Below are 22,930 nucleotides of genomic sequence, written 5' to 3'. Positions count from 1 at the left end.
TGATGCCATGTCCGACCTCGCGCTCTCCTCCCCGGCTGCCGCGCCCCGCGCGGCAGCGACCGCGATCGATCCCAACCGCGCCAGCATGGCGGTGTGGATTTCCATCGTCGCGGCGATGATCGGCGCCTTCATGGCGATCCTCAACATCCAGATCACCAACGCCTCGCTGCTCAACATCGAAGGCGGCATCGGCACCGGGGTCGACAACGGCTCCTGGATCTCGACGTCCTATCTGATCGGCGAGATCGTGGTGATCCCGCTGACCGACTATCTCAGCCGCGTCTTCTCCTTCCGCAAGATCATCCTCAGCTTCGCGACGCTGTTCGCGGCCTTCTCGGTCGCCTGTGCCTTCACCCACGACCTGCCCTCGATGATCGCGATGCGCGGCTTGCAGGGTTTCTTCGGCGGCGTGCTGATCCCGATGGCTTTCACGCTTGTTTTCACCAAGCTGCCGAAGGTGCAGCAGCCGATTGGGCTTGCGATGTTCGCGCTCGCCGTGACCTTTGCCCCGGCGATCGGCCCGACCATCGGCGGCTACCTGACCGAGAATTACGGCTGGCAGACCATCTTCTTCGTCAACGTGGTCCCGACCGTGGTGATGGTCACGACCCTCTATCTCACGCTGGAGCGGCAACCGATGCAGTTGCAGTTGCTCCGCGAGGGCGACTGGCTCGGCATCGCCACAATGGCGATCGGTCTGGCGTCGCTGCAAGCCGTGCTCGAGGAAGGCAACAAGGACGACTGGTTCGGCTCGCCGTTCATCGTCAAGCTCGCTGTGATCGCAGCCGTCAGCCTCACTCTGTTCATCTGGATCGAGCTCGTGGTCGAGAAGCCGCTGATCCGGCTGCGCCTCTTGACCCAGCGCAGCTTCGGCTTCGGCACCATCTCGGCGGTGTTCGTCGGCTTCGCGCTGTTCGGCTCGGTCTATCTGCTGCCGGCCTATCTCGGCCAGGTGCAGCGCTACAATGCCGAGCAGATCGGCCAGGTGCTGGCCTGGACCGGCCTGCCGCAGCTCATCCTGATCCCGCTGGTGCCGAAGCTGATGCAGCGCTTCGATGCCCGCTTCATCGCCTTCACCGGCATGCTGCTGTTCGCGGTCTCGTCCTTCATGAACATCCAAATGTCGCTCGATTACTCCGGCGACCAGTTCTTCGTGCCGAACATCGTCCGCGCGATCGGCCAGGCGATCATGCTGGCGCCGCTGTCGGCCGTCAGCCTCGGCAGCGTCGCGCCGCAGGATGCGCCGGCGGCCTCCGGCATCTCCAACATGATGCGCAACCTCGGTGGCGCGATCGGCACGGCGCTGCTGTCGACCATCGTCACCAAGCGCGAGCAGTTCCACTCCAACATCATCGGCCAGTCCGTGCACCTCGGCCGCGAGGAAGTGCGCGCCCGGATCGCCGAAGTCACCAACTACTTCCTGAGCCACGGCGTCGCCGACCCCGCCACCGCGCACAACCAGGCGATCGTGGCGATCGGCAACATCGTCAAGCGCCAGGCCCTGGTGCTGGGCTTCAGCGACGCCTTCGCCGTGATCGGTATCGTGCTGGTGCTCGCCGCGATCGCGATCCTCTTGACCGGCAAGCCGAAGAACACCGCCGGCGGCGGCGCGGCGCACTGACCTCTCGCTTTTCCCCCGGGCGGCGGCTTCAGGCCGCCGCTCGATTCCTAGCTGGCCTCGCGCAGCTTGAAGCGCTGGATCTTGCCGGTCTGGGTCTTCGGCAGCGCCTCGACGAAGGCGATCGCGCGCGGATATTTGTATGGTGCGATGGTCGCCTTGACGTGATCCTGCAACAGCTTGATCTCGACATCATCGCTGCGCGCGCCCTGTTTCAGCACGATGAACGCCGAGACGATCTGTCCGCGCTCCTCGTCGGGTGCGCCGATCACGGCGCATTCGGCAACATCGGGATGGCCGAGCAGCGCCGTCTCGACCTCGGGACCGGCGATGTTGTAGCCCGCCGAGATGATCATGTCGTCGGCGCGCGCCACGAACGACAGCCGGCCGTGCTCGTCGCTGACGAAGGCATCGCCGGTGATGTTCCAGCCGTCGCGGACATATTTGGTCTGCCGGGAATCCGCGAGATAACGGCAGCCGGTCGGGCCACGCACCGCGAGCTTGCCGACCTGCCCCGCCGGCAGCTCGTTCATGTCCTCGTCGACGATCTTCGCCTCGTAGCCGGCGACCGGCGTGCCGGTGGTGCCGCCGACCGCGCTGCCGGTGCGGTTGGTGATGAAGATGTGCAGCAGCTCCGTGCTGCCGATGCCGTCGAGGATCGGCTTGCCGGTCTTCCTGGTCCAGCTCTCGAACACCGGCGCTGGCAGCGTCTCGCCGGCGGAGACCGCGAGCCGCAGCGACGACAGGTCGGCGCCGTTGTCCATCGCCGCCATCATCGCGCGATAGGCGGTCGGCGCGGTGAAGCAGATCGTGGCCTTGTAGGTCTCGATGATCCGGATCATCTCGCTCGGCGCCGCGTTCTCCAGCAAGGTCGCGGTGGCGCCGAAGCGCAGCGGGAAGATCGCAAGCCCGCCGAGGCCGAAGGTGAAGGCCAGCGGCGGCGAGCCGACGAACACGTCGTCGGGCGTCACGCCGAGCACCTCCCTGGCATAACCGTCGGCCACGATCAGCAGATCGCGGTGGAAATGCATCGTTGCCTTCGGTTCACCCGTGGTGCCCGAGGTGAAGCCGAGCAGCGCAACGTCGTCGCGACCGGTCTTCACCGCATCGAATCTGACCGGCTTGTTGAGCGCGATCCGGTCGAGCTCGGCGTCGTGGTTTTGCGTGCCGTCGAAATTGACCACCTGCTTGAGGAATTTGCTGGTCTTGGCGCAGGCCACCAGCTCGTCGGCGATGCGGCTGTCGGTCAGCGCCAGCGAGATCTCGGCCTTGTCGACGATCTTGGTCAACTCGCCGGCGCGCAGCATCGGCATGGTGTTGACGACGACGGCGCCGGCTTTCGTGGCCGCGAGCCAGGCCGCGACCAGCGCCGGGTTGTTGCCCGAGCGGATCAGGACGCGATGGCCGGGCTTGACGCCGTAATTCTCCACCAGCGCATGCGCCAGACGGTTCGACCAGTCGGTCAATTCCTTGTAGGTCCGCTGGCGGCCGTTGCCGATCAGCGCAATGCGATCGCCCATGCCCTGCGCGACGATGCGGTCGGTCAGTTCGACCGCGGCGTTGAGATAGTCGGGATATCTGAACTCGGGACGGTCGAGCAGCAACTGCGGCCATTGCCCTGGCGGCGGCAGGTTGCGCCGCGCGAAATCGTCGACATGCCCGGATGGGCCGAGCCCGGGAAATTCATCTGACATTCGATCGCCCCTCGCTTTCCATCCAGAAAGGCCAAAGACCAATATCGAGAAGACCAGTATCGAGGACGCCCGGCAGCGTTCCAATCGCCAATCATTTTATACTTAAAATAATTTGGCGCAAGGGTGGAGAATGACCGTGCCCCCTGTACTCTCAGACCTGCGTGAGCTGCTTCAGCCGCGCGACCATCGCCGACGCCGGGTCGGCGAGCGGCGCGATCGCCGTGAAATGATTGGCATCGGGCACGGTGCCGAACCGTGTTGCAACGCCCGCTCCGCCCCAGACATCGACGATGGTCCGGCTCTGCCGGTGATATTCGGCGCTCTCGGCGCCGCCGACGACGGCATCGAGCGTGGCGCCTGCGGGCGCGGTCCAGAACAACGGGCTCGCCGCCCTCGCTGCGGCGCGGTCGAGGCCGAGCGCCTTGTTGATGCTGGTGCCGACCAGCGGCTCCAGCTCGAACAGGCCTGATATCGCGTAAGCAGCCCTGACCAGCTTGCCCGGCAGCGACGCATCATAGGCCGGCCAATCGGTCGCCAGCATGCATGCGGCAAGATGTCCGCCAGCGGAGTGGCCCGACACCACGAGCGGCCGGCCGAGCCTGGCCAATTCGCGGCATGCCGCACGCATCTCGCCGATGATGTCGTCGATCGAGACGTTGGGACAGAGATCGTAGCTCGGCACCGCGACGCTGATGCCGTGGCCGTTGAGGCCGCGGGCGCAATGGCTCGATGACGAGCCGTCGAGCGCCTGCCAGTAGCCGCCGTGGATGAAGACCACGATCGGACCGTCGCGATCACCTTGGAAGAGGTCGATGACGTTGCGCTCGCCCGGACCATAGCTCAGCCGCCGCGGCGGATGCTGTTCGCGATAGGCGGCTGCGTCCCTCGCCCAGCCGGCCATCAACGCCGGATTCTCCGGCACCCGCGCCCGGTTGTTGTACTCGACCTCGTAATCGATCTCGCTCACGGCTTAAGCGGTCCTCGCTTTGGCGGAGCGCTGCGCCGAGCCCTTGGCCTTGGCAAGCAGCCGCATCAGTTCGCGGATGTCCTTCGGCGAGAGGTCGCCGAAGACGTCGGCGATCCATTTCTCATGCTCGGCCGCCATCTTGCGGAATTCGGCCCGGCCGAGTTTCGTGAGTCGGATGAACTGCACACGACGATCGGTCTCCGAGGTGCGGCGATCGAGGTGTCCGGACTCCACCAGGCGCTCGACCAACCCGGTGACGTTGCCGTTCGATACCATCATCCGCTTCGACAAATCCGACAGCGTCATGCCGTCGGACACCTTGTCGAGCTGGGCCATCAGGTCGAACCGCGGCAGCGTGACGTCGAATTTTTCGCGCAGCCGGCTGCGCACCTCGCCCTCGATCAGCGTGGTGCAGGTCAACAGGCGCAACCACAGCCTGAGCTCGGTGCCGTGATCGTCGGGCAGTTCGACGGCTTTGGTTTCGGAATCGAGGATCATGCGGCGATCATGCCTCCGCGGCGGGTTCCGGTCGGACCGATTGGTTTGAGCTTCAAGCAATTCGCAGCGCCCCGCAAGGACAATTGCGAATCCTGCCCGATGCATCGCGGCAATCCTGCAATTTCTTTAGACTTCAAGCAATTGGCGTGGCGCTTGCATGTCGCGCCGCCATCGACCTGACGCCATGCCACATCGCTTGCAGCGGTTGCGCGCGTCAGACTAAGCTGCGGCCAAGCTGGAAAGGCATCACGACTATGCTTTGGGGGAGTGACATGAGGCATCTGACGAAACTCGTGGGATTGGCGGCGCTGCTGGGGATCGCGGCGACCCCAGCAGCCGCACAGCAGAAGATCAAGATCGGCGTGCTGGTGACGACCTCCGGACCTGCCGCGGCGCTCGGCCAGCAGGTCCGCGACGGCTTTGCGCTCGCGGTCAAGGACCTCGGCGGCAAGATGGCCGGCCGCGACGTCGAGATCGTCAATGCCGACGACGAGCTCAAGCCCGACGCGGCCGTGGTCAAGGTGCGCGGCCTGCTCGAGCGCGACAAGGTCGATTTCGTGGTCGGCCCGATCTTCTCCAACATCCTGCTGGCGATCCATCGCCCGGTCACCGACAGCAAGACCTTCCTGATCAGCCCGAATGCTGGCCCTTCCAGCTTCGCCGGCAAGGAATGCAACCCGTTCTTCTATGTGACGTCGTACCAGAACGACCAGGTGCACGAGATCCTCGGCAAGGTGGCGCAGGACCGCGGCTACAAGCGCGTCTATCTGCTGGTGCCGAACTATCAGGCCGGACGCGATTCCGTCGCGGGCTTCAAGCTCGACTACAAGGGCGAGATCGTCGAGGAGTCCTACACGCCGCTGAACACGCTGGATTTCCAGCCCGAACTCTCCAAGATCGCCGCGCTGAAGCCGGACGCGCTGTTCACCTTCATGCCCGGCGGCATGGGCGTGAACCTGGTGAAGCAGTACAAGCAGGCCGGCGCCACCGTGCCGGTGCTCTCCGCCTTCACCGTCGACGAGTCCACCCTGCCGGCACAGCAGGACGCCGCCGTCGGCATGTTCGGCGGAGCGAACTGGGCGCCTGACCTCGACAATCCCCAAAGCAAGAAGTTCGTCGCAGCCTATGAGGCCGCCTACAACGGCGTGCCTGGCACCTATGCCATGCAGGCCTATGACGCGGCGCTGTTGATCGACAGCGCGGTCAAGGCCGTGAAGGGGGATCTCTCCAACAAGGACGCGGTCGCGGCGGCGCTGAGGAAGGCCGACTTCACCTCGCTGCGCGGTAACTTCAAGTTCAACAACAATGGCTATCCGATCCAGGATTTCTATCTCACCAAGGTCGCGAAGCGGCCGGACGGCAAATTCCAGACCGAGATCGTCGAAAAGGTGTTCTCGAACTATGGCGACCGCTACGCCAAGGACTGCGCCGCCAAGTAGGACACACAGCGTTTTCAAGCGAAGTGGATACCGGTTCGCGTGAAGAAAACGCGTCAAACAAAAGAGAGGGAAACATGACGAAAGACGAGATCGCCGGCATCACCCGCGCCAATGAAGGCATGCAGGGCATTTCCTGGAGCATCCTCGGCCAGACCTACGTGCCGAAGACACGCACCGAGCATTCATTCTCCTGGCACGCCACCTTCCCGCCGGGCACCTTCGTGCCGCCGCACATCCATCCCGACCAGGACGAATATCTCTACATCCTGGAGGGCAAGCTCGACTTCATGCTCGACGGCGCTGATGAATCCGCGACACCCGGCGACCTGGTGCGCCTGCCGATGGGCAAGCCGCACGGCATCTTCAACAAGTCGCAGCAAACCGCCAAGACGCTGTTCTGGGTCTCACCCACCCGCAGGCTCTATGACCTGTTCTGGGCGATCCACAACATGAAGGAGCAGAACCCGGACGACGTGGTGCGGCTCGCCGCGGAGCACAACATCCACTTCCTGCCGCCGCCTCCCGGCTAGGAAACTCTCTCCGTCATCCCCGTGCAACGGCTACTCCGTCATCCTGAGGAGCCGCGAAGCGGCGTCTCGAAGGATGCACGGCCCCGCTCGTGGCCGTCGACCCTTGGAGACGCGCTTCGCGCTCCTCAGGGTGACGGATCGGATATTTGCTTTCTACTGCCGTGCCACCACGCGCGCGGCAAAGCCGGCCTTGGCGGCGTAGCCGCGCACGATCGCCTCGCGGGCCTCGTAATTGAGGATGGTGTCGACGTCGGTAAAGCCCTGCGGGGCGAGCTGCTCGACGGCGTCGATCACCCCCTCGGGTCCGCCGCGGCGGTTGGAGGCGACGATATCGGCGGTCATCGGCAACCGCTGCCTTTCATAGGCCGCCAGCGCCTGGCGTGGATGCTCCGATCGCGCCAGCATGTCGGCGAGGCAGCGCGCATCGAGGATGGCCTGCGAGGCGCCGTTCGAGCCGACCGGATACATCGGATGCGCGGCGTCGCCGAGCAGCGTGACGCGTCCGCTCGACCAATATGGCAAAGGATTGCGATCGCAGCACGGATACTCCCAGAACTCCGGCGTCGCATTGATCAGGCCGGCGAAATCGACCTGCGGGATCGTGAAACCGGTGACATAGGGCATCATCTCCTCGCGCCGGCCGAGATTGGACCAGCCTTCGCGACGCGGCGGCGGCGAGGAGCCGTCGCCGATCCGGACCAGCACCGCCCAATTGGTGAGCCGGCTCGCGGGGCTCGAGCCCGGCGCGATCGGATAGATCACGGCCTTGGCGTTCAGCCCGCCGGCGATGATCATCGAGCGTCCGGTCAGGAAGGCCGGCCAATCGGTGGCGCCACGCCACAGCATCAGCCCGTTCCAGCACGGCCCGCCTTCGTCCGGGAACAGCGTCTGCCGTACTTTGGAATGAATGCCGTCGGCACCGATCAGGATGTCGCCACGCGCGGTGTGCACATGGGCGCCGCTGCGATCGAAGAAATAGGCCGAGACGCCGCCCTCATCCTGGGTGAAGGAGCCGAGCCGGCAACCAGTGCGGATCGCATCCGCACCGAGACGGTCGATCACCGCCTGGTGGATCACGCCTTGCAGGCGACCGCGATGAACAGAGAACTGCGGCACGTCGTGGCCGGCATCGAGCCCGCGCTTCTCGTGCCAGACCTGCTGGCCATGCCGCGTCAGATAGAACAGCTCATGGGTGCGGATCGCGACCTCGTCGAGCCTGTCGAGCAGGCCGAGCCCCGCCAACTCACGAATCGCATGCGGCAATGTGTTGATGCCGACGCCGAGTTCGCGGATCGTCTCCGACTGCTCGTACAACTCGCAAGCGATGCCGCGCGAGCGCAGCATCAGCGCGGTGGTGAGGCCCCCGATCCCGCCTCCGACGATAATCGCCTTCATCGTCCCTTACTCCACTCACAACAGGACGTTTTTACGCTTTGACCTAGGGTCGCATGGCCGGTTACTCGGCCGCAAGCGGGTTTGTCGTCCCGTGCTGGGATCGACCTGCGAGGGTTGGGCTTAGGATTAACGTTCTCACAGCGCGTTCCCTTCTATCCCCGTCACCCTGAGGAGCCGCGAAGCGGCGTCTCGAAGGATCGACGGCCACCAGCCGGGCGTGCATCCTTCGAGACGCGCGTACCGCGCTCCTCAGGATGACGGGTTTAGCGGCGCATCATAGTTAATCCGGCAGCACCGCGATGGCCTGGATTTCCACCTTGGCGCGATCCTCGATCAGGCCGGCAACCTGGATCGCGGTCATCGCCGGAAAGTGCCTGCCGATGACGTCGCGATAGACGGTGCCGATCTCCTTCAGCCGCGCCGAATATTCCTTGCGGTCGACGAGGTACCAGGTCATCGACACGATGTGCTCGGGCCTCGCGCCGCCAGCGGCGGCGACGGCTGTGATGTTGCGCAGGGTCTGGCCGATCTGCGCGACGAGATCGTCGGTCTCGAACACGCATTGCCCGTTCCAGCCGATCTGGCCCGCGATGAAGAGCTGTTTGCCGCGCGCGGCCATGCCATTGGCGTAGCCGATCGGCTTGGCCCATCCTTCCGGTTGCAGGTTCTCGATCATCTCAATTGCCCTCGAAGGCGGGTTTCTGCTTGGCGGCAAAGGCCTCGAAGGCGCGGCGGAAATCGCCGGTCACCATGCAGATCGCCTGTGCCTGCGCTTCGGACTCGATCATCTCGTCGACGCCCATCGCCCATTCCTGGTTGAACATCGTCTTGGTCATGCCATGCGCGAACCATGGGCCATCCGCGAGCGAGCGCGCCATGTCCTGCGCGGCGGCGGCAAGCTCGGCCGCAGGCACCAGGCGATTGTGAAAGCCCCACGCAAACCCTTCGTCGGCGCTCATCGCGCGACCGGTGTAGAGCAGATCGGCGGCGTGGCCCTGCCCGATCACGCGCGGCAACAATCCGCAAGCGCCCATGTCGGCGCCGGCAAGGCCGACGCGGGTGAACAGGAAGGCGGTCTTGGCCTGTGGCGTCGCCAGCCTGAGATCGGAGGCCAGCGCCAGCATCGCGCCGGCGCCCGCACAGATGCCGTCGATCGCGGCGACGATGATCTGCGGGCATTTGCGCATCGCGCGCACCACCTCACCGGTCATCCGGGTGAAGGCCAGCAGGTCCGGCATCGCCATCCGCGTCAACGGCTCGATGATCTCGAACACGTCGCCGCCGGAGCAGAAATTGCCGTCGGCACCGGTCAGCACGATGGCGCGGACGTCGGAAGCGTATTTGAGGTTGGTGAAGAGGTCGCGCAGCTCCTCGTAGGATTCGAAGGTCAGCGGATTCTTCTTGTCCGGCCGGTTCAGCGTGATGGTCGCGACACGGCCGCTGGCGTCGGTCGACCAGCGGAAATGCTTTGCGGGATAATCCTTGAACGGACGGAGCTTGGCTTTCATCTCGGACATGGCATGTTCCTTCACCCGGTAAAGACTTCACCGCCGGCAACCGCGACGGCTTGTCCATTGATTGACGATGCGCCCTCGGAGGCCAGCCAGAGGATGCTGTCGGCGACCTCCTCCGGCGTCACCAGCCGCTGCATCGGATTGACTTTCGCGAGCGCAGCCCGCGCCTCCTGCTCGCTGCGCCCGGTCTTGGCGACGATGTTGGCGGCGGCATCGGCCACCAGCAGCGTGTCGGTGTAGCCGGGGCAGACCGCATTCACAGTGACGCCGCGCCGCGCATATTCCAGCGCCAGCGAGCGCGTCAGCCCGACGACGCCGTGCTTGGCGGCAACATAAGCGGAGACATAGGCATAGCCGGTGAGCCCCGCGGTCGAGGCCACGTTGATCACGCGCCCGCGACCGCGCTGCGCCATCCCGGGCAGCACCGTGTGCGTCACCAGGAACACGCTGGAGAGATTGCTCGCCAGCATGTCCGCCCACAACGCCGCATTTGTCTTGTCGAACGGCGCGCTGCCGGCCTTGCCGGCATTGTTGACGAGGATATCGATCGGGCCGGCCGCGGCCTCGATCTCGGCGACGCCCTTGGTCACCGCGGCTTCGTCGGTCACGTCGATCGACACGACGGCACCCGCCTGTTTGCCGAGCGATGTTGCCGTCGCCTTCAGCGCATCGATCCGGCGCCCAGCGATGCTGACGCGTACGCCGGCGTTTGCCAGCGCGATCGCCGTGGCGGCGCCGATGCCGGAGCCGGCACCGGTCACCAGCGCGTGTGCGTTGGGCCAGAAGCGTGTCATGCCTTCACCCCCGCGGCTGCGCGTTCCAGATTGGCCTCGTACTGCGATTTGCCCGACACATACTGCTTCGGCCAGGCGATCTGCTTGACGCCGATCTTCGCGGCCTCGTGCAGCGTCCAGGCCGGGTCGGCGAGATGCGGCCGCGCGATGGCGCAGAGGTCGGCGCGACCGGCGGCGATGATCGAGTTGGCGTGATCCGCCTCGGAGATCGCGCCGACCGCGATGGTGGCGATGCCGAGCTCGTTGCGGATCTTGTCGGCGAACGGCGTCTGGTAGAGCCGGCCATAGACCGGATGGTCGTCAGCCCAGACCTGGCCGGACGAGCAATCGATCAGGTCGGCACCCGCGTCCTTGAACAGCTTCGCAAAAGCCAGCGCATCTTCCGGTGTGTTGCCGCCCTCGGTCCAGTCGTGACAGGACAGCCGGACCGACATCGGCTTGTCCTCCGGCCACACCGCGCGGATGGCACGGAACAGCTCCAGCGGATAACGCGCGCGGTTCTCGATCGAGCCGCCATACTCATCGGTGCGGCGGTTGGTGAGCGGCGAGAGGAAGCTCGACAGCAGATAGCCGTGGGCGCAATGCAGCTCCAGAATATCGAACCCGACACTGGCGGCGCGCCGTGCCGCTGCGACGAACTGGTCGCGCACCTCGTCCATCTCGGCGCGGCTCATCGGCTCCGGCACCTGGCCGTCAACCAGATAAGGCACCGGCGACGCCGACACCAGCGGCCAGTTGTGGTCCGGCAGCGGCGCGTCCATGCCTTCCCAGGCGACGCGGGTCGAGCCCTTGCGGCCGGCGTGGCCGAGCTGGATGCCGATCTTCGCTGCCGAGTTGCGATGCACGAAGTCGACGATCCGCTTGTAGGCCGCCGCCTGCTCGTCATTCCACAGCCCGCAGCAGCCGGGCGTGATCCGCGCTTCCGGCGAAACGCAGGTCATCTCGGTGAACAAGAGACCGGCGCCGCCGAGCGCGCGGGAGCCGAAATGCACCAGATGGAAATCGTTCGGCACGCCCTCCTCCGCCGAGTACATCGCCATCGGCGAGACGACGATCCGGTTGGCGAGCGACAGGCCGCGAATCCGGAACGGCGTCAGCATCGGCGGGGTGACGCGGTCATTGCCGGCGAGCACGCCGCTGCGCTCCGCGAACCAGCGCTCATAGCCTTCGAGCCATGCCCTGTCGCGTAGCCGCAAATTCTCGTGGCTGATCCGCTGCGAGCGGGTCAGGAGCGAATACATGAACTGCTCCGGCTCCAGCGTATCGGCATAACGCGAGCCGACCACCTCGAACCATTCCATCGCGTTGCGCGCCGCGTTCTGGATCCGCGCCACGTCGACCCGACGCAGCTCCTCATACGCCTTCAACACCGCGGGAATGCTGTCCCGCGTCGCACCGTGCTGCTTGAACTGGTTGGTCAGCTCGATCGCATCCTCCAGCGCGAGCTTGGTGCCCGAGCCGATCGCGAAATGCGCGGTGTGCGCGGCATCGCCCATCAGCACGACATGGCTGTTGCCATTGAACGTCGTCCATTTGCCGCAGATCAGCCGCGGGAATGACAGCCAGCCCGAACCGCGCAGATGCCGCGCGTTGGAGACCAGATGATGCCCTTCGAGGATTTCGGCGAACACGTTCTCGCAGAACGCGATGGATTCGCCCTGCTCCATCCTGTCGAGGCCGTGGGCGAGATACGCCTCCTCGGTGGTCTCGACGATGAAGGTCGCTGCGCCCTCCTCGAATTTGTAGATGTGCGCCTGGAACCAGCCGTGCTCGGTCTTGCGAAAGTCGAAGGTGAAGGCATCGAACGGCCTGTTGGTGCCGAGCCAGATATAGCGGTTCGGCCGCATCAGCATGTCGGGCTGGAACGCGTCGCTGTATTTGGCGCGGGTCTTCGAGTTCACACCGTCGCACGCCACGATGAGATCGGCGTCGGGGAATTCGAGATCGGAATTGACCTCGCGCTCGAAGATCAGCTCGACGCCGAGCTCCTCGGCCCGTGCTTGCAGGATGTTGAGCAGCCGCTTGCGGCCGATGCCGACGAAGCCGTGGCCGGTGGTGCGCATCCGCCGGCCCTTGATCAGGACCTCGATGTCGTCCCAATGGTTGAACGCCTGTTCGATGGTATCGGCGGTGGCCGGATCCCATTTGCGCATGTTGTCCATGGTCGCATCGGAAAACACCACGCCGAAGCCGAACGTGTCGTAGGGCCGGTTGCGCTCGACCACGGAAACGACGTGCGCGGGATCGAGCAGCTTCATCAGGATGCCGAAATAAAGCCCGGCCGGCCCGCCTCCAATGCAAACGATGCGCATGGCGTTCTCCCGTTGGCTTCGGCGGCCGGCATCTCCCGCCAGCCGATACGGCATATTATTTTATACTTAAAATAATTGTCAAGGCCGGTTGCCGCCCTGCTCCACACTCGTCATCGCCCGGCTTGACCGGGCGATCCAGTATTCCAGAGGCGGCTGTGATTGTACCGATAGGCCGCGGCGTACTGGATCGCCCGCTTTCGCGGGCGATGACAGTGTGGAATGCGGCTTATCTCCGTCATTCCGGGGCGACGCGAAGCGTCGAGCCCGGAATCCATCGGGCCGCACCAACGGCGGCGCAATGGATTCCGGGTTCTCGCTTCGCGAGCCCCGGAATGACGATGGAAAGAGAGCAGGCCCCGCGTCGCGCCCTCAATGCACCGCGGCGTACAGGATCTTGTCCTGGGTCGCGTCGGCGGCGTCGAACTCGGCGACGATGCGGCCGGTGCGGGCGACCAGGATACGGTCGGAGACCGCGAGGATCTCCGGCAGATAGGACGAGATCACCACCACCGCCTTGCCCTCGTCGGCAAGCCGACGGATCTCGCCGTGGATGTGCGGGATGGTACCGACGTCGACGCCGCGGGTCGGTTCGTCGAAGAAAATGATCGACGGCTCCTGCACCAGCGTCTTGGCCAGCACCACCTTCTGCTGGTTGCCGCCGGACAGCTCGATGATCCGCGCCTTGCGCTGCAACGCGCTGATCTTGAGCCGCTCGACCCAGTAATTGGCGAGCTTGCTGCGCTTCGCGCGCGACAGCAGGAAGCTCCAGCCTTTCCTGGTGGCGAGGCTGCCGAGATAGACGTTGTCGTCGACCACCATGGTCTCGAAGAAACCGTTGGCCTTGCGGTCCTCGGTGATGTAGGCGATGCCGTCATTGATCGCCTGCCGCGGCACCCGGTAGCGGATCGGTTTTCCGCGCAGCCGGATGGTGCCGCCATTGACCAGGTTGCGCTTCAGCGCACCGTAGATGATCTTGGCGATCTCGGTGCGGCCGGAGCCGATCAGGCCGGCGATGCCGACCACCTCGCCGGCATAGACCGAGAACGACATGTTCTTGACCGCCATGCCCATGGTGACGTTCTCGACGGTGAGCACCTTCTCGCGACGCTGATGGGTGTTGGCCTTGCCGCCATAGACCGCCTGCGCCACCTCGCGGCCGACCATGTGCTGCACCAGCGCGTCGCGGGTGAGCTGCTTGGCAGGCGCGGTGATGACGAGCTTGCCATCGCGCAGCACGGTGATGCGATCGGCGATCTGGAGCGATTCCTCCAACGCATGCGAGATGTAGATGATCGAGACGCCACGGGCGCGCAGATCGCGCACCAGATGGAAGAAATGGACGATCTCCTCCGGCGTCAGCGATGCGGTCGGCTCGTCGAAGATGATGATGCGCGCCTTGTTGTAGATCGCGCGCGCGATCTCCACCATCTGCTTCTTGGCGGTGCCGAGCAGCGCCACCGGTGTCGCCGGATCGACGTGGAAGTTGAGCGACTGCAACAACTGCTGGGCCTGGATGTTCAGGGTACGGAAGCGCGTCAAGAGCTTCTCGTTGCCGAGCTCGATGTTTTGTGCCGCGGTCATGGTCGGCACCAGGCTGGTCTCCTGATAGACCATGCAGATGCCGGCATCGAGCGCGTCGCGCGGCTGCTCGAAATTGGCGGGCTTGCCGTCGAGCAGATAGTCGCCGGAGGTGAGATTGATCGCGCCCGCGATCGCCTTGCACAGCGTCGACTTGCCGGCGCCGTTCTCGCCGACCAGCGCATGGACCTCGCCGGGATAGAGATCGAAATTGACGCCCTCGATGGCATGGACGCCGCCATAGATCTTGGAGCCGTTGCTGATCCGCAGCACCGGCTCGCGGGCTTGGGCCGGGCTGTCGGGAGCCGCCTGCATCACGCCGTCATTCATCGCAGCTCTCCCGTATAGCGCAGCAGACGGCCGCCGCCGCGCGCGGCGATCACAATGCCCGAGGGCGTGGCGCAAGCAGCGGTGATGCCGTGGAAGCGGCCGCCGGCGCGGCTGTGCAGGCTGTCGGTTGCCTCGCCTTCGGCGTCGAGATGCACCAGCAGGCCGTAGGAGCGCGGCGGCGCCCATGGCTTCTGAATGCCGAGCGCCTTGACGCTGCCGATCTGCATCGGCTCCAGGCAATCGCTGCCGCCGACCAGCGCCGGCGCCACCCAGTATTCAGGCGGCATCGTCGCCATCATCTCCTCGCGGAAATCGTCCTCCTTGAGCACGAACTCGATCAGATGGGTGCGGCGAGCGAAGACGCTGAGCAGCAGCCCGCCATGGCCGTCCGGATGCAGCCGCGCCGGATAACCGGGCATGTTGGCCGCGATCGTCTCGCGCGGGCCGAGCCCGTTGGCCGTGAGCGCGAACCGGCTGAGGCGATGCGCCCAGCTCTCGGTGAGCCACAGGCTGTTGCCGTCGGCCGATACCAACACGCCATAGGGATATGGCAGGTCGCGCAGCAGCACCTGCGGATTGTCGAGCCCTGCGCCGCAGCCGATCAGGCGGCCATTGGCGCGCTTCTCCATCAGATCGTGCCGCCACTCGTCCGGGCGGCGTCCGGCGCTGCCTTCCACCGCATAGATGCGGCCATCGGGCGCCGCCGTGACCGACAGCAGCCCTGTGAGCGCACTGCCGCCGGCGGTCTCCAGCCAGCGCGGCGAAGGCTTTGCGGGATCGATCGCGGCGAGGCCCCTGCCCGCGACGCAGACCAAGAGCCGGCCGTCCGGATGCAGCGCGAGCCCGCCGGCATCGTCCTCGAACTCGGCCACGACCGTACGGGTCGAGAGATCCGCGCCGCTGAGCTTCAGCACCTTGTGGCCCGCGGAGACATAGATCGCGCCGTCGCCGGCGGCGATCACGTCGTCGATGCCGGGCAGCGGCTCGCCGATCGGCACCGCGGTGTCGAGCCGGTCGTTCGGGCTCAGCGCGCCGTCGAGCGGCGGGATCGCGTTCTGGCCGCCGTCGCGGTCGATGACGCTCCTGATATCGCGCAGCAGATGATCGAAGAATCCCATTATGTCGTCACCCTGCTCTTGGCGCCCCAATAGGCATCGTAGCCGGTCCAGCTGTCGTCGACGCCGTCGAGCTTGATGCGGCCGATCCGGTTGTTCTCCAACCCGCCGAGATAGAGATAGCCCTGGTGCTCGCGCATCGAGGTCAGGGTCGAATGCGAGATTCCGGTCGGGTCCCACCACGATTCCAGCGCCTCGCCCTTCTCGTTGAACTTCAGCACGCAGCCATGGTTGAGCGCCGGCGCCAACCATTCGTCGGTCGGCACCTGCTTGACCATGCGCAGCCGGAAGCCGGGTTTGCGCGCGGCGAGATCGAACGTCGGGGTGCGGATGCCGACCAGCGCCAGCCAGTAGGTGCCGTCGGAGGCACGGTTGATGTTGTCGGGATTGCCCGGCAGCTCGTCCATCAGCACTTCGGTCTTGCCCTTGTTCGGGCCATCGATCCAGTGCCGGAACACCTTGCAGAGCGAGGTCGACGCGATCAGGATCGACTTGCCGTCGTGGGAGACGCAGATCCCGTTCGGGAAATAGAAGTGGTTGATCACCGTGCGGGTGGTCTTGGTCGCCGGATCGTAGCAGACCACGCGGCCGTTCGGCCGGCCCTCGAGGATGTCGAGGGTGTTGGTGGTCATCTCGTAGCGCGTCGTGCAGTCGCTGAAATAGATCTTGCCGTCCGGTGCGATGTCGAGATCGTCGGCCATGCGCAAGCGCGAGTCGTCGTTCAGCTTGTACCAGGTGCGGTTGGTCTCGTCGGTAACCTTGAAGATGCGGCCATCGGGCGCGACGCCGTAGACGCCCATGCCGGCGACCGCGACGATCAGGTTCTCGTCGCGGTCGAACTGCATGCCGAGCGGCCGGCCGCCGATATGGGCGAACACCTCGCGGGTCTTGAAGTCGGACCCGGAGAAGCGGATCACATTGCCGTCGCGGGTCGAGCCGTAGAGCCGGCCCTGGCGATCGAGGATGACGTCCTCGGGCCCCTCGACCTGGTCGACCCCGATCGCCTGCGCGTGGATCAGGCGGTCGTTCTGTGCGTAGGGCGATGCCGCGCCGGGCTGCACCGCCGGCGCCGAGGCCAGCGGCACGAACGCCGGATTGACATAGATCTTCTGGATCGCCTTGCCGCGGTTCTTCGACCATTTGACGTCGATGCCAACGGCGGCGAGCAGGATCATGCCGGTCACCGCCGAGGTGACGTAGCCCGGGATGCCCATGCGCACGAGGCCGTTGATCAAGAGGAAGATGATCAGCGCGCCGATCATCGCCCGCCACACCGTGCCCTTGCCGCCGGCCAGCGAGACGCCGCCGAGCACCACCGCGGTGAGCGCCTGGAATTCCCAGCCCACGCCGGTGGTGGAATCGGTCGAGGCCTGGCGTGCCGCATAGAAGACGCCGCTCGCCGCGCACAGCGTGCCCGACAGCACATAGGTCATGAACAGCATCAGGCGGACGCGGATGCCGGCATGGCGCGCCGCCTTGCGGCTGGCGCCGATCGCGGTGAGATGCCAGCCATAGCGCGAGCGCGACAGGAAGATGTGGCAGATCAACAGCACCACGAACAGCGTCGCCGCATTGATGGGAATGCCGAGCACGCTGCCGCCGCCGATGAAATCCCAGGCATCGCTCTCGACCGAGTTGGTCGCGAACACCTGGGCGTAGCTGGTGTTGAGCAGATTGACCGAGGCGCGCAGGATGATCAGCGTCACCAGCGTGGTGAGGAACGGCCGGGTCTTCAGGAAGCCGATCAGGAAGCCGTTGATGCTGCCGAGCAGCGCGCCGACCAAGAGCGTCGCCGGCACCGCGAGGCCGACCGGCCATTCGCGCACCAGCAGGAAATACAGCGCCGCGAAGTTGCACAGCGCGAAGATCGCGCCGACCGACAGGTCGATGCCGCCGGTGACGAGGCAGAAGCCCATCGCGAGCGCGACGAAGCCGAACTCGGCGAACAGCCGCAGCAGCGACACCGAGTTCTGCACCGAGGCGTAGTCGGGAATGGTGAGCGCGAAATACGTCCACAGGCCGATCATCACGGTGAAGGGAACGACCGGCTCGAACCACTGTTTCAGCAACAGCTCCGACAGCAGGAGCCGGGGTGAGAACCGCCGCACCGATGCGGCAACGGAATCAACTGCCATCGACATCGCCAGAGCACTTCCTTTGATTGAGCATGATCCACGCGTTCCGGGCCATGCTCTGGATCACGATGCGATCAGGCGCATCACGACCGCGTCCCTCGATCGAGCACGTCGCCCGCAAATGCTTCGCGTTGGTCGCGAGGCCATCCGGATCGTGCTCTTGATACAGCCGGCGCGGGAATGCCCCCCGCGCCGGCTGCCTCGCGCCTTGTTAGTTCTTCTTCGGTAGCGCGAAACAGGTGCCGCCTTGCGCGGCATTGCTCTTATCGATCCAGACCGGACGCGTGTAATAGGCCAGATTCTTGGTGCCGGGCTTGTCGCCGGACATCAGCAGGGTTTCGGCCGCGAACATCAGATCGTGGCCCTGCTCGGTCGCCTTGTAGCTCAGGAACTTGTAGAAATTGCCCGAATTGACCTGGTCGCAATCGAGCTGCGAGCCTTCGCCGGAGGCGAACACCTTGACGTCGTTGATCTTGCCGGCATTGCGGATCGCCTGCGCCGCGCCCGATTGCATCACGCCCCAGAAGCCGATCGAGGCGCAGAGATCAGGATGCTGCTGGATCACCGTCGCGGTGACGTTGAGCGCGGTGTTGGCGTCCCAGTTCGCCGCCTGGTTCGAGACCACCTTGATGTTGGGATCCTTGTTCAAGACCTCCATGATGGCGCCGACCTGGTCGACGCTGGCCGCCGCGGTCAATTCGCCCTGCACGATCTGCACCTTGCCCGACTTGCCGGAGCCGGTGCCGCAAGCCTTGACGGCCTCGTTGGCGAGCATCCTGCCGATCTCGCGCCAGTCGACGCCGACGAAGGCACTCGACTTGTAGTTCGAGGCCATGTTGACCTGGATCACATGGGTGCCCTGGGCCTCGGCGCGCTTCAGGTCCTTCATCAGCAGCGTGACGCTCGGGTTCTGCACCACCAGCACGTCGGGCTTCTGGTCGACCAGCGCGGTGAGCGCCTGCTGCATCGCCGACGGATTGTTGTTGGGATCGCGCACGCTGTACTTCATGCCGCGCCATTCGGCTTCCTCTTGCAGCACGCGGCCCCATTCGTCGGCCAGCGGCACGCCGAGCGCGATCGGCAGATAGGCGATGGTCTTGCCTTGCAGCGCCTTGTCGTAGGCGGCGCGCAGTTCGCGCCCGGCCTTGGTGCCTTCCTCCTGCGCCGGCGCCGCGAAGGGCATCGCGGCAACCGCCACCCCGGCAAGCAGGATCGTCCAGAACTTGGTCGTCTTCATCGTCTCCTCCACACAGAAATTCTGATGATTGATTTGGAATTGTTCTGATTGTTCTTGTTGCTCTTGGCGCGAGGCATCGTCAGTCGCCTTGTCTCAGTCCCCTTGCCGCGCAGTCTCCTCGTCGCGGGGATGCAGCCAGTTGTCGAGCACGATCGCCGCCAGCAGCACCACGCCCTTGATGATGTTCTGCACCTCGCTGTTGACGTCCATGATGGTAAAGGCGTTGAGCAGCGTGCCGATCAGGACGCAGCCGACCACGACGCTGAACACGCTGCCGCGGCCGCCGATCAGGCTGATGCCGCCGATCACGACGACGAGCACGACGTCGAAGATCATGGTGCCCTGCGTGATCGCCATCTGCATGCTGCCCGTCGTGCCGACCCAGACCAGGCCTGCAATCCAGGCGAGCACTGCAACCAGCACGTGCTCCAGCACGATCAGCGGCCGCAATGGAATGCCGGTCAATCGCGCGGCCTCCGGATTGTCGCCCTGCGCATAGATGAAGCGGCCGATCGAGGTGCGCGACAGGAACAAATGCATCGCGATCGCGCAGACCGCGAACACCAGGATCGGAACCGGGATGCCGAACAGCCGTCCGGCGCCGAGATACATCAGGCCCGGCGCATCCTTGGGCGCATAGACCACCCAGGCCGGCGCGATCCAGAACGCGAGACCATAGATCACGAAGCCGGCGGCCAGCGTGACGAACAGCGCCGGCGCCTCGACGAAGGCGACCATCACGCCGTTGACGACGCCGATCAGCACCGCGATCGCCAGCGCCAGCAGCACCGCGGTGAACACCGGCATGCCGTTCTGCATGTAGATCAGCGCGATAGCCCAGGAACCTGCCATGATCGCGACCTCGGAGAGGTCGATGCCGCGGCTGATCACGATCAGCCCCATGCCGAGGCCAAGCACCCCGAGGATGGAAATGCTGCGCAACAGATTCAAGAGATTGGAGACGGTGGCAAAACCGTTCAACGTCAGGCCGAACACGACCAGAAGCGCGATCGTGATCAGGAGCACGATCTGCTCCTGGCTCGGCTTTGCAAACATTGCGCCCGAGCGAGATGATGCCGCAGGGACAGCAACGCCGCGCGATGGCGATTGCACGCTCATCGTTTCCTCCAGGTATTATTTTGCTTGAGACTTTAAGAGCGCCAACTCATATTCGTCAAATGCATTCGACGGATACGGATTGATCATTTCCATGCATGTGCGCGACGTCGACCTGAACCTGTTCGTGGTGTTCGACGCGATCTATACCGAGGGCGGCGTCAGCCGTGCCTGCTTCCGCCTCAATCTGACCCAACCCGCGGTGAGCCACGCGCTGAGCCGGCTGCGCGCGATGTTCAACGATCCGCTGTTCGTGCGCCGCCATCACGTGATGACGCCGACCCCGCTGGCACGCCAGATCATCACCACCGTACGCCAGGCGCTCAACGGCCTCGAGACCACGCTGACCCACACCAACCGGTTCGATCCGGCCAAGACGCCGAAGCGGTTCGTGATCGGGTTGCGCAACAATCTGGAGGCGCCGATGCTGAGCGCACTGGTGAACCGCATCAGCGCCGTCGCGCCGCTGGTGGAGATCGCCACGGTGCGCAGCGAGCGCAACAATCTGGAACGGGAACTCGCCGCCGGCACGCTGGATGTCGCGATCGACACGCTGCTGCCGCTCTCGACCGAGGTGCGGCGCGAGCAGATCCTGACCGAGCACATCGCCGTGTTCGCCCGGCGCGGCCATCCAGAGCTGGGCAAGAGGCTCGACAAGAAGGCCTATCTGCGCATGGAGCATGTCTGCGTGACGTCGCGACGCAGCGGCCTGTCGTTCGAGGATTTCCAGTTCCAGCGCCTCGGCCTCAAGCGCGCCGTTCGCCTGACCTGCCAGAATTTCGCCACCGCCTGCCACGTCGTGAGCCGCAGCAACATGCTGCTGACGGCGTCGGAAAGCGCCGCCTCGGTGCTGGAAGACCCCGGGCTGTTGCAGTGCTTCCCCTGCCCGTTCCCGATCAGCCCGCACGTCAATTATCTCTACTGGCATGCCACCGCCGAGGGCGACACCACCAATCAATGGCTGCGCGAGCAGTTGCGCGCCGCGGCGGCGCTGCTGGCCGGCAGCCGCTTCGGCAAGAAGACCCAGCGTGCGGCGAAGGCGCGCCCCAGGGTGGGTGTCCCGATCCCGACCAGTCTCGCCGCCGAGTAGTCAGGCGAATGGCGATGGCTAGTCGGCCGGGATGAAGCGCAGCGTACCTGCGCGCCGCGTCGGCTTGCCGGTGTCGTTGGTGTGGTTGACGCCATCCATGACCGGCACCTCGGGGAAATCGAACGGGCTCAGCCCGTCGAGGCAAGCCACGTTGACCGCATAGAGGCTCTGGTCGGATCGCCGTTGATGGTGCGTGTAGATCCCGCAACTGGAGCAGAAGAAGTGCTGCGCCGATCCGGTGTGGAAGCGGTAGCTCGTCAACGCGTCCTCGCCGTGCAGGAACTTGATCCCACCCATTTCCGCCATGGCGACGACGGCGCCGCGCATGCGGCAGTAGGAGCAGGTGCAGCGGCGGATCGAATTGAAGCCATCGCTGAGTGTCACCTCGAAGCGCACTGCCCCGCAATGACACTGACCTGCCCGAACGTTCGTATCGCCCGCCATGTTGCCGTCTCCTGTCCAGACCACGCCCACGCCTCGACCTATCCGCAAAGTTAAGATGGGACAACCGGCAAGAACTCGCGCATCCTGTGAGAAAAACTAACGCAAAGGTTCGGCGTGACGAAAACGCGCCAGCTACGGTCTATCGAAAGGCCAAGAGCCCTCACCCGGCGCTTCGCGCCGACCTCTCCCCGACGGGGAGAGGTGAGCCAACGCCGCGCCGAGCCGATTCAACTCGAACTCATCCCGCTTTAGAGCCCGCTCAGCCCGCTATCCACCGCGAGCGTCTGCGCGGTGACATAGACGCTTTCGTCCGACATGAAGAACAGCACGGCATAGGCGATCTCCCACGCCGTCGCCTGGCGGCCGAACGGGACGTGGCCCTTGCCGCGCGACGGCCGGCCGGCGCCGGCCTCGCGGCCGTTCGGCGTGTCGACGAGGCCTGGATAGACCAGGTTGGCGCGGATGCCGCGCCGCGCGCCGCCATGCGCGATGTTGCGCATCAACCCGCCGAGCGCGGCCTTGGAGGAATCATAGACCGCCATCTGCGATCCGGCCTTCAGCGCCGCGATCGAGGAGATGAAGACGATGGAGCCGCCGTCGTCGAATTTCGGCAACGCCGCGCGACAGCACAGCATCGGCCCGCGGACATTGACGTCGTAGATCCTGTTCCATTCTTCCGCGCTGACATTGTCGAGCCCGGTCTTGCCGAAGGTGCCGATGTTCAGGACCATGCCGTCGAGCCCACCCATCCCGTGATGAGCTTCGTCAATCATCCTGATGACGTCGGCCTCCCTGGTGACGTCAGCGGCGATCGCGAAACTGCGGCCGCCGTCAGCCGCGACCCGCGCGACCGTGTCCTCGGCGGAGGCGCGGCTGAGGTCGGCGACCGCGACCTGCGCGCCCTCCCGCGCGAACAACAGGCTCATGGCGCGGCCATTGCCGATCGGATCGGTCGCGGCATCGAACACGCGCTGGCCGCCGCCCACCACCAGGATGCGGCGGCCCTGGAGGCGCCCCCTGCCCGGCGCGGTGCCGGAGGATTCAGCGCTCAGCGGACGGACATAACGCTCCGGCTTCGAATCTTGCCGGGTCTCTCGCGAAGTCTCTTGCGAAGTCTCCGACAT

19 protein-coding genes are annotated in these 22,930 nt (G+C 65.2%); 4 read left to right on the top strand and 15 right to left on the bottom strand.

Features of this window, described 5'->3' with window-relative positions; genetic code table 11:
• The first annotated feature begins 7 nt into the window (after positions 1-7).
• Complete coding sequence (locus tag CWS35_RS19430; protein WP_371682796.1) at positions 8-1,621, top strand: MDR family MFS transporter; 1,614 nt, start codon at positions 8-10, stop codon at positions 1,619-1,621.
• Between the two features lie 47 nt (positions 1,622-1,668).
• Here the strand turns inward: CWS35_RS19430 and CWS35_RS19425 are convergent, their stop codons facing one another.
• From CWS35_RS19425 to CWS35_RS19415, 3 genes are all read right to left on the bottom strand, one after another.
• Positions 1,669-3,312 carry a benzoate-CoA ligase family protein gene (locus CWS35_RS19425; RefSeq protein WP_100953195.1) on the bottom strand — a complete coding sequence of 548 codons (1,644 nt, stop codon included), beginning with the start codon at positions 3,310-3,312 and terminating at the stop codon, positions 1,669-1,671.
• Between the two features lie 151 nt (positions 3,313-3,463).
• Positions 3,464-4,279 (bottom strand): alpha/beta hydrolase, encoded by an 816-nt coding sequence (locus CWS35_RS19420; RefSeq protein WP_100953193.1) that lies wholly within the window; start codon positions 4,277-4,279, stop codon positions 3,464-3,466.
• A 3-nt stretch (positions 4,280-4,282) separates the two neighbouring features.
• Positions 4,283-4,777 carry a MarR family winged helix-turn-helix transcriptional regulator gene (locus tag CWS35_RS19415; RefSeq protein WP_100953191.1) on the bottom strand — a complete coding sequence of 165 codons (495 nt, stop codon included), beginning with the start codon at positions 4,775-4,777 and terminating at the stop codon, positions 4,283-4,285.
• Positions 4,778-5,049: 272 nt separating this feature from the next.
• Here CWS35_RS19415 and CWS35_RS19410 point away from each other — a divergent pair, with 272 nt between their 5' ends.
• Both CWS35_RS19410 and CWS35_RS19405 read left to right on the top strand, forming a co-directional pair.
• Entirely contained in the window at positions 5,050-6,216 is a 1,167-nt protein-coding gene (locus tag CWS35_RS19410; protein ID WP_100953189.1) for an ABC transporter substrate-binding protein, read from the top strand.
• Between the two features lie 74 nt (positions 6,217-6,290).
• A complete protein-coding gene (locus tag CWS35_RS19405) occupies positions 6,291-6,746 on the top strand; it encodes a cupin domain-containing protein (RefSeq protein ID WP_024579670.1) in 456 nt (151 codons plus the stop codon).
• Positions 6,747-6,899: 153 nt separating this feature from the next.
• Here CWS35_RS19405 and CWS35_RS19400 read toward each other — a convergent pair whose 3' ends face one another.
• The 10 genes from CWS35_RS19400 to CWS35_RS19355 form a co-directional block, all read right to left on the bottom strand.
• A complete protein-coding gene (locus CWS35_RS19400) occupies positions 6,900-8,141 on the bottom strand; it encodes a flavin-dependent oxidoreductase (RefSeq protein WP_024579669.1) in 1,242 nt (413 codons plus the stop codon).
• Between the two features lie 280 nt (positions 8,142-8,421).
• Complete coding sequence (locus tag CWS35_RS19395; RefSeq protein ID WP_100953187.1) at positions 8,422-8,817, bottom strand: RidA family protein; 396 nt, start codon at positions 8,815-8,817, stop codon at positions 8,422-8,424.
• Position 8,818: 1 nt separating this feature from the next.
• Positions 8,819-9,658, bottom strand: coding sequence for an enoyl-CoA hydratase family protein (locus CWS35_RS19390; RefSeq protein ID WP_210202714.1), 840 nt, complete (start codon positions 9,656-9,658; stop codon positions 8,819-8,821).
• Between the two features lie 11 nt (positions 9,659-9,669).
• Positions 9,670-10,449, bottom strand: a complete 780-nt coding sequence (locus CWS35_RS19385; RefSeq protein ID WP_100953183.1) for an SDR family NAD(P)-dependent oxidoreductase — start codon at positions 10,447-10,449, stop codon at positions 9,670-9,672.
• Positions 10,446-12,761 (bottom strand): bifunctional salicylyl-CoA 5-hydroxylase/oxidoreductase, encoded by a 2,316-nt coding sequence (locus CWS35_RS19380; RefSeq protein ID WP_100953181.1) that lies wholly within the window; start codon positions 12,759-12,761, stop codon positions 10,446-10,448. The genes CWS35_RS19385 and CWS35_RS19380 overlap by 4 nt, the downstream gene beginning before the upstream one ends.
• Before the next feature lie 369 nt (positions 12,762-13,130).
• Positions 13,131-14,669: a sugar ABC transporter ATP-binding protein gene (locus tag CWS35_RS19375; RefSeq protein ID WP_245438575.1), complete on the bottom strand. Its 1,539-nt coding sequence runs from the start codon at positions 14,667-14,669 to the stop codon at positions 13,131-13,133.
• Entirely contained in the window at positions 14,666-15,787 is a 1,122-nt protein-coding gene (locus CWS35_RS19370) for an SMP-30/gluconolactonase/LRE family protein (RefSeq protein ID WP_100953179.1), read from the bottom strand. The genes CWS35_RS19375 and CWS35_RS19370 overlap by 4 nt, the downstream gene beginning before the upstream one ends.
• Positions 15,787-17,919, bottom strand: a complete 2,133-nt coding sequence (locus CWS35_RS19365) for an SMP-30/gluconolactonase/LRE family protein (protein WP_311538623.1) — start codon at positions 17,917-17,919, stop codon at positions 15,787-15,789. Before CWS35_RS19365 ends, CWS35_RS19370 begins: the two co-directional genes overlap by 1 nt.
• A 211-nt stretch (positions 17,920-18,130) precedes the next feature.
• Positions 18,131-19,156: a sugar ABC transporter substrate-binding protein gene (locus CWS35_RS19360; RefSeq protein ID WP_100953174.1), complete on the bottom strand. Its 1,026-nt coding sequence runs from the start codon at positions 19,154-19,156 to the stop codon at positions 18,131-18,133.
• Between the two features lie 93 nt (positions 19,157-19,249).
• A complete protein-coding gene (locus CWS35_RS19355) occupies positions 19,250-20,182 on the bottom strand; it encodes an ABC transporter permease (RefSeq protein ID WP_244442142.1) in 933 nt (310 codons plus the stop codon).
• A gap of 172 nt (positions 20,183-20,354) precedes the next feature.
• On the opposite strand from CWS35_RS19355, the gene CWS35_RS19350 reads away from it, so the two are divergent.
• Complete coding sequence (locus CWS35_RS19350) at positions 20,355-21,362, top strand: LysR family transcriptional regulator (protein WP_244442141.1); 1,008 nt, start codon at positions 20,355-20,357, stop codon at positions 21,360-21,362.
• A gap of 18 nt (positions 21,363-21,380) precedes the next feature.
• On the opposite strand, the gene CWS35_RS19345 is transcribed toward CWS35_RS19350, so the two are convergent.
• Together CWS35_RS19345 and CWS35_RS19340 are read right to left on the bottom strand one after the other, a co-directional pair.
• Entirely contained in the window at positions 21,381-21,806 is a 426-nt protein-coding gene (locus tag CWS35_RS19345; protein ID WP_100956510.1) for a GFA family protein, read from the bottom strand.
• A gap of 248 nt (positions 21,807-22,054) precedes the next feature.
• Complete coding sequence (locus CWS35_RS19340; protein ID WP_100953172.1) at positions 22,055-22,930, bottom strand: SDR family NAD(P)-dependent oxidoreductase; 876 nt, start codon at positions 22,928-22,930, stop codon at positions 22,055-22,057.

The sequence above is a fragment of the Bradyrhizobium sp. SK17 genome (genome assembly GCF_002831585.1).
Classification (GTDB): Bacteria; Pseudomonadota; Alphaproteobacteria; order Rhizobiales; family Xanthobacteraceae; genus Bradyrhizobium.
Note: the sequence above shows the minus strand (reverse complement) of the source record. Positions and strands in the feature narration are given on the sequence as shown.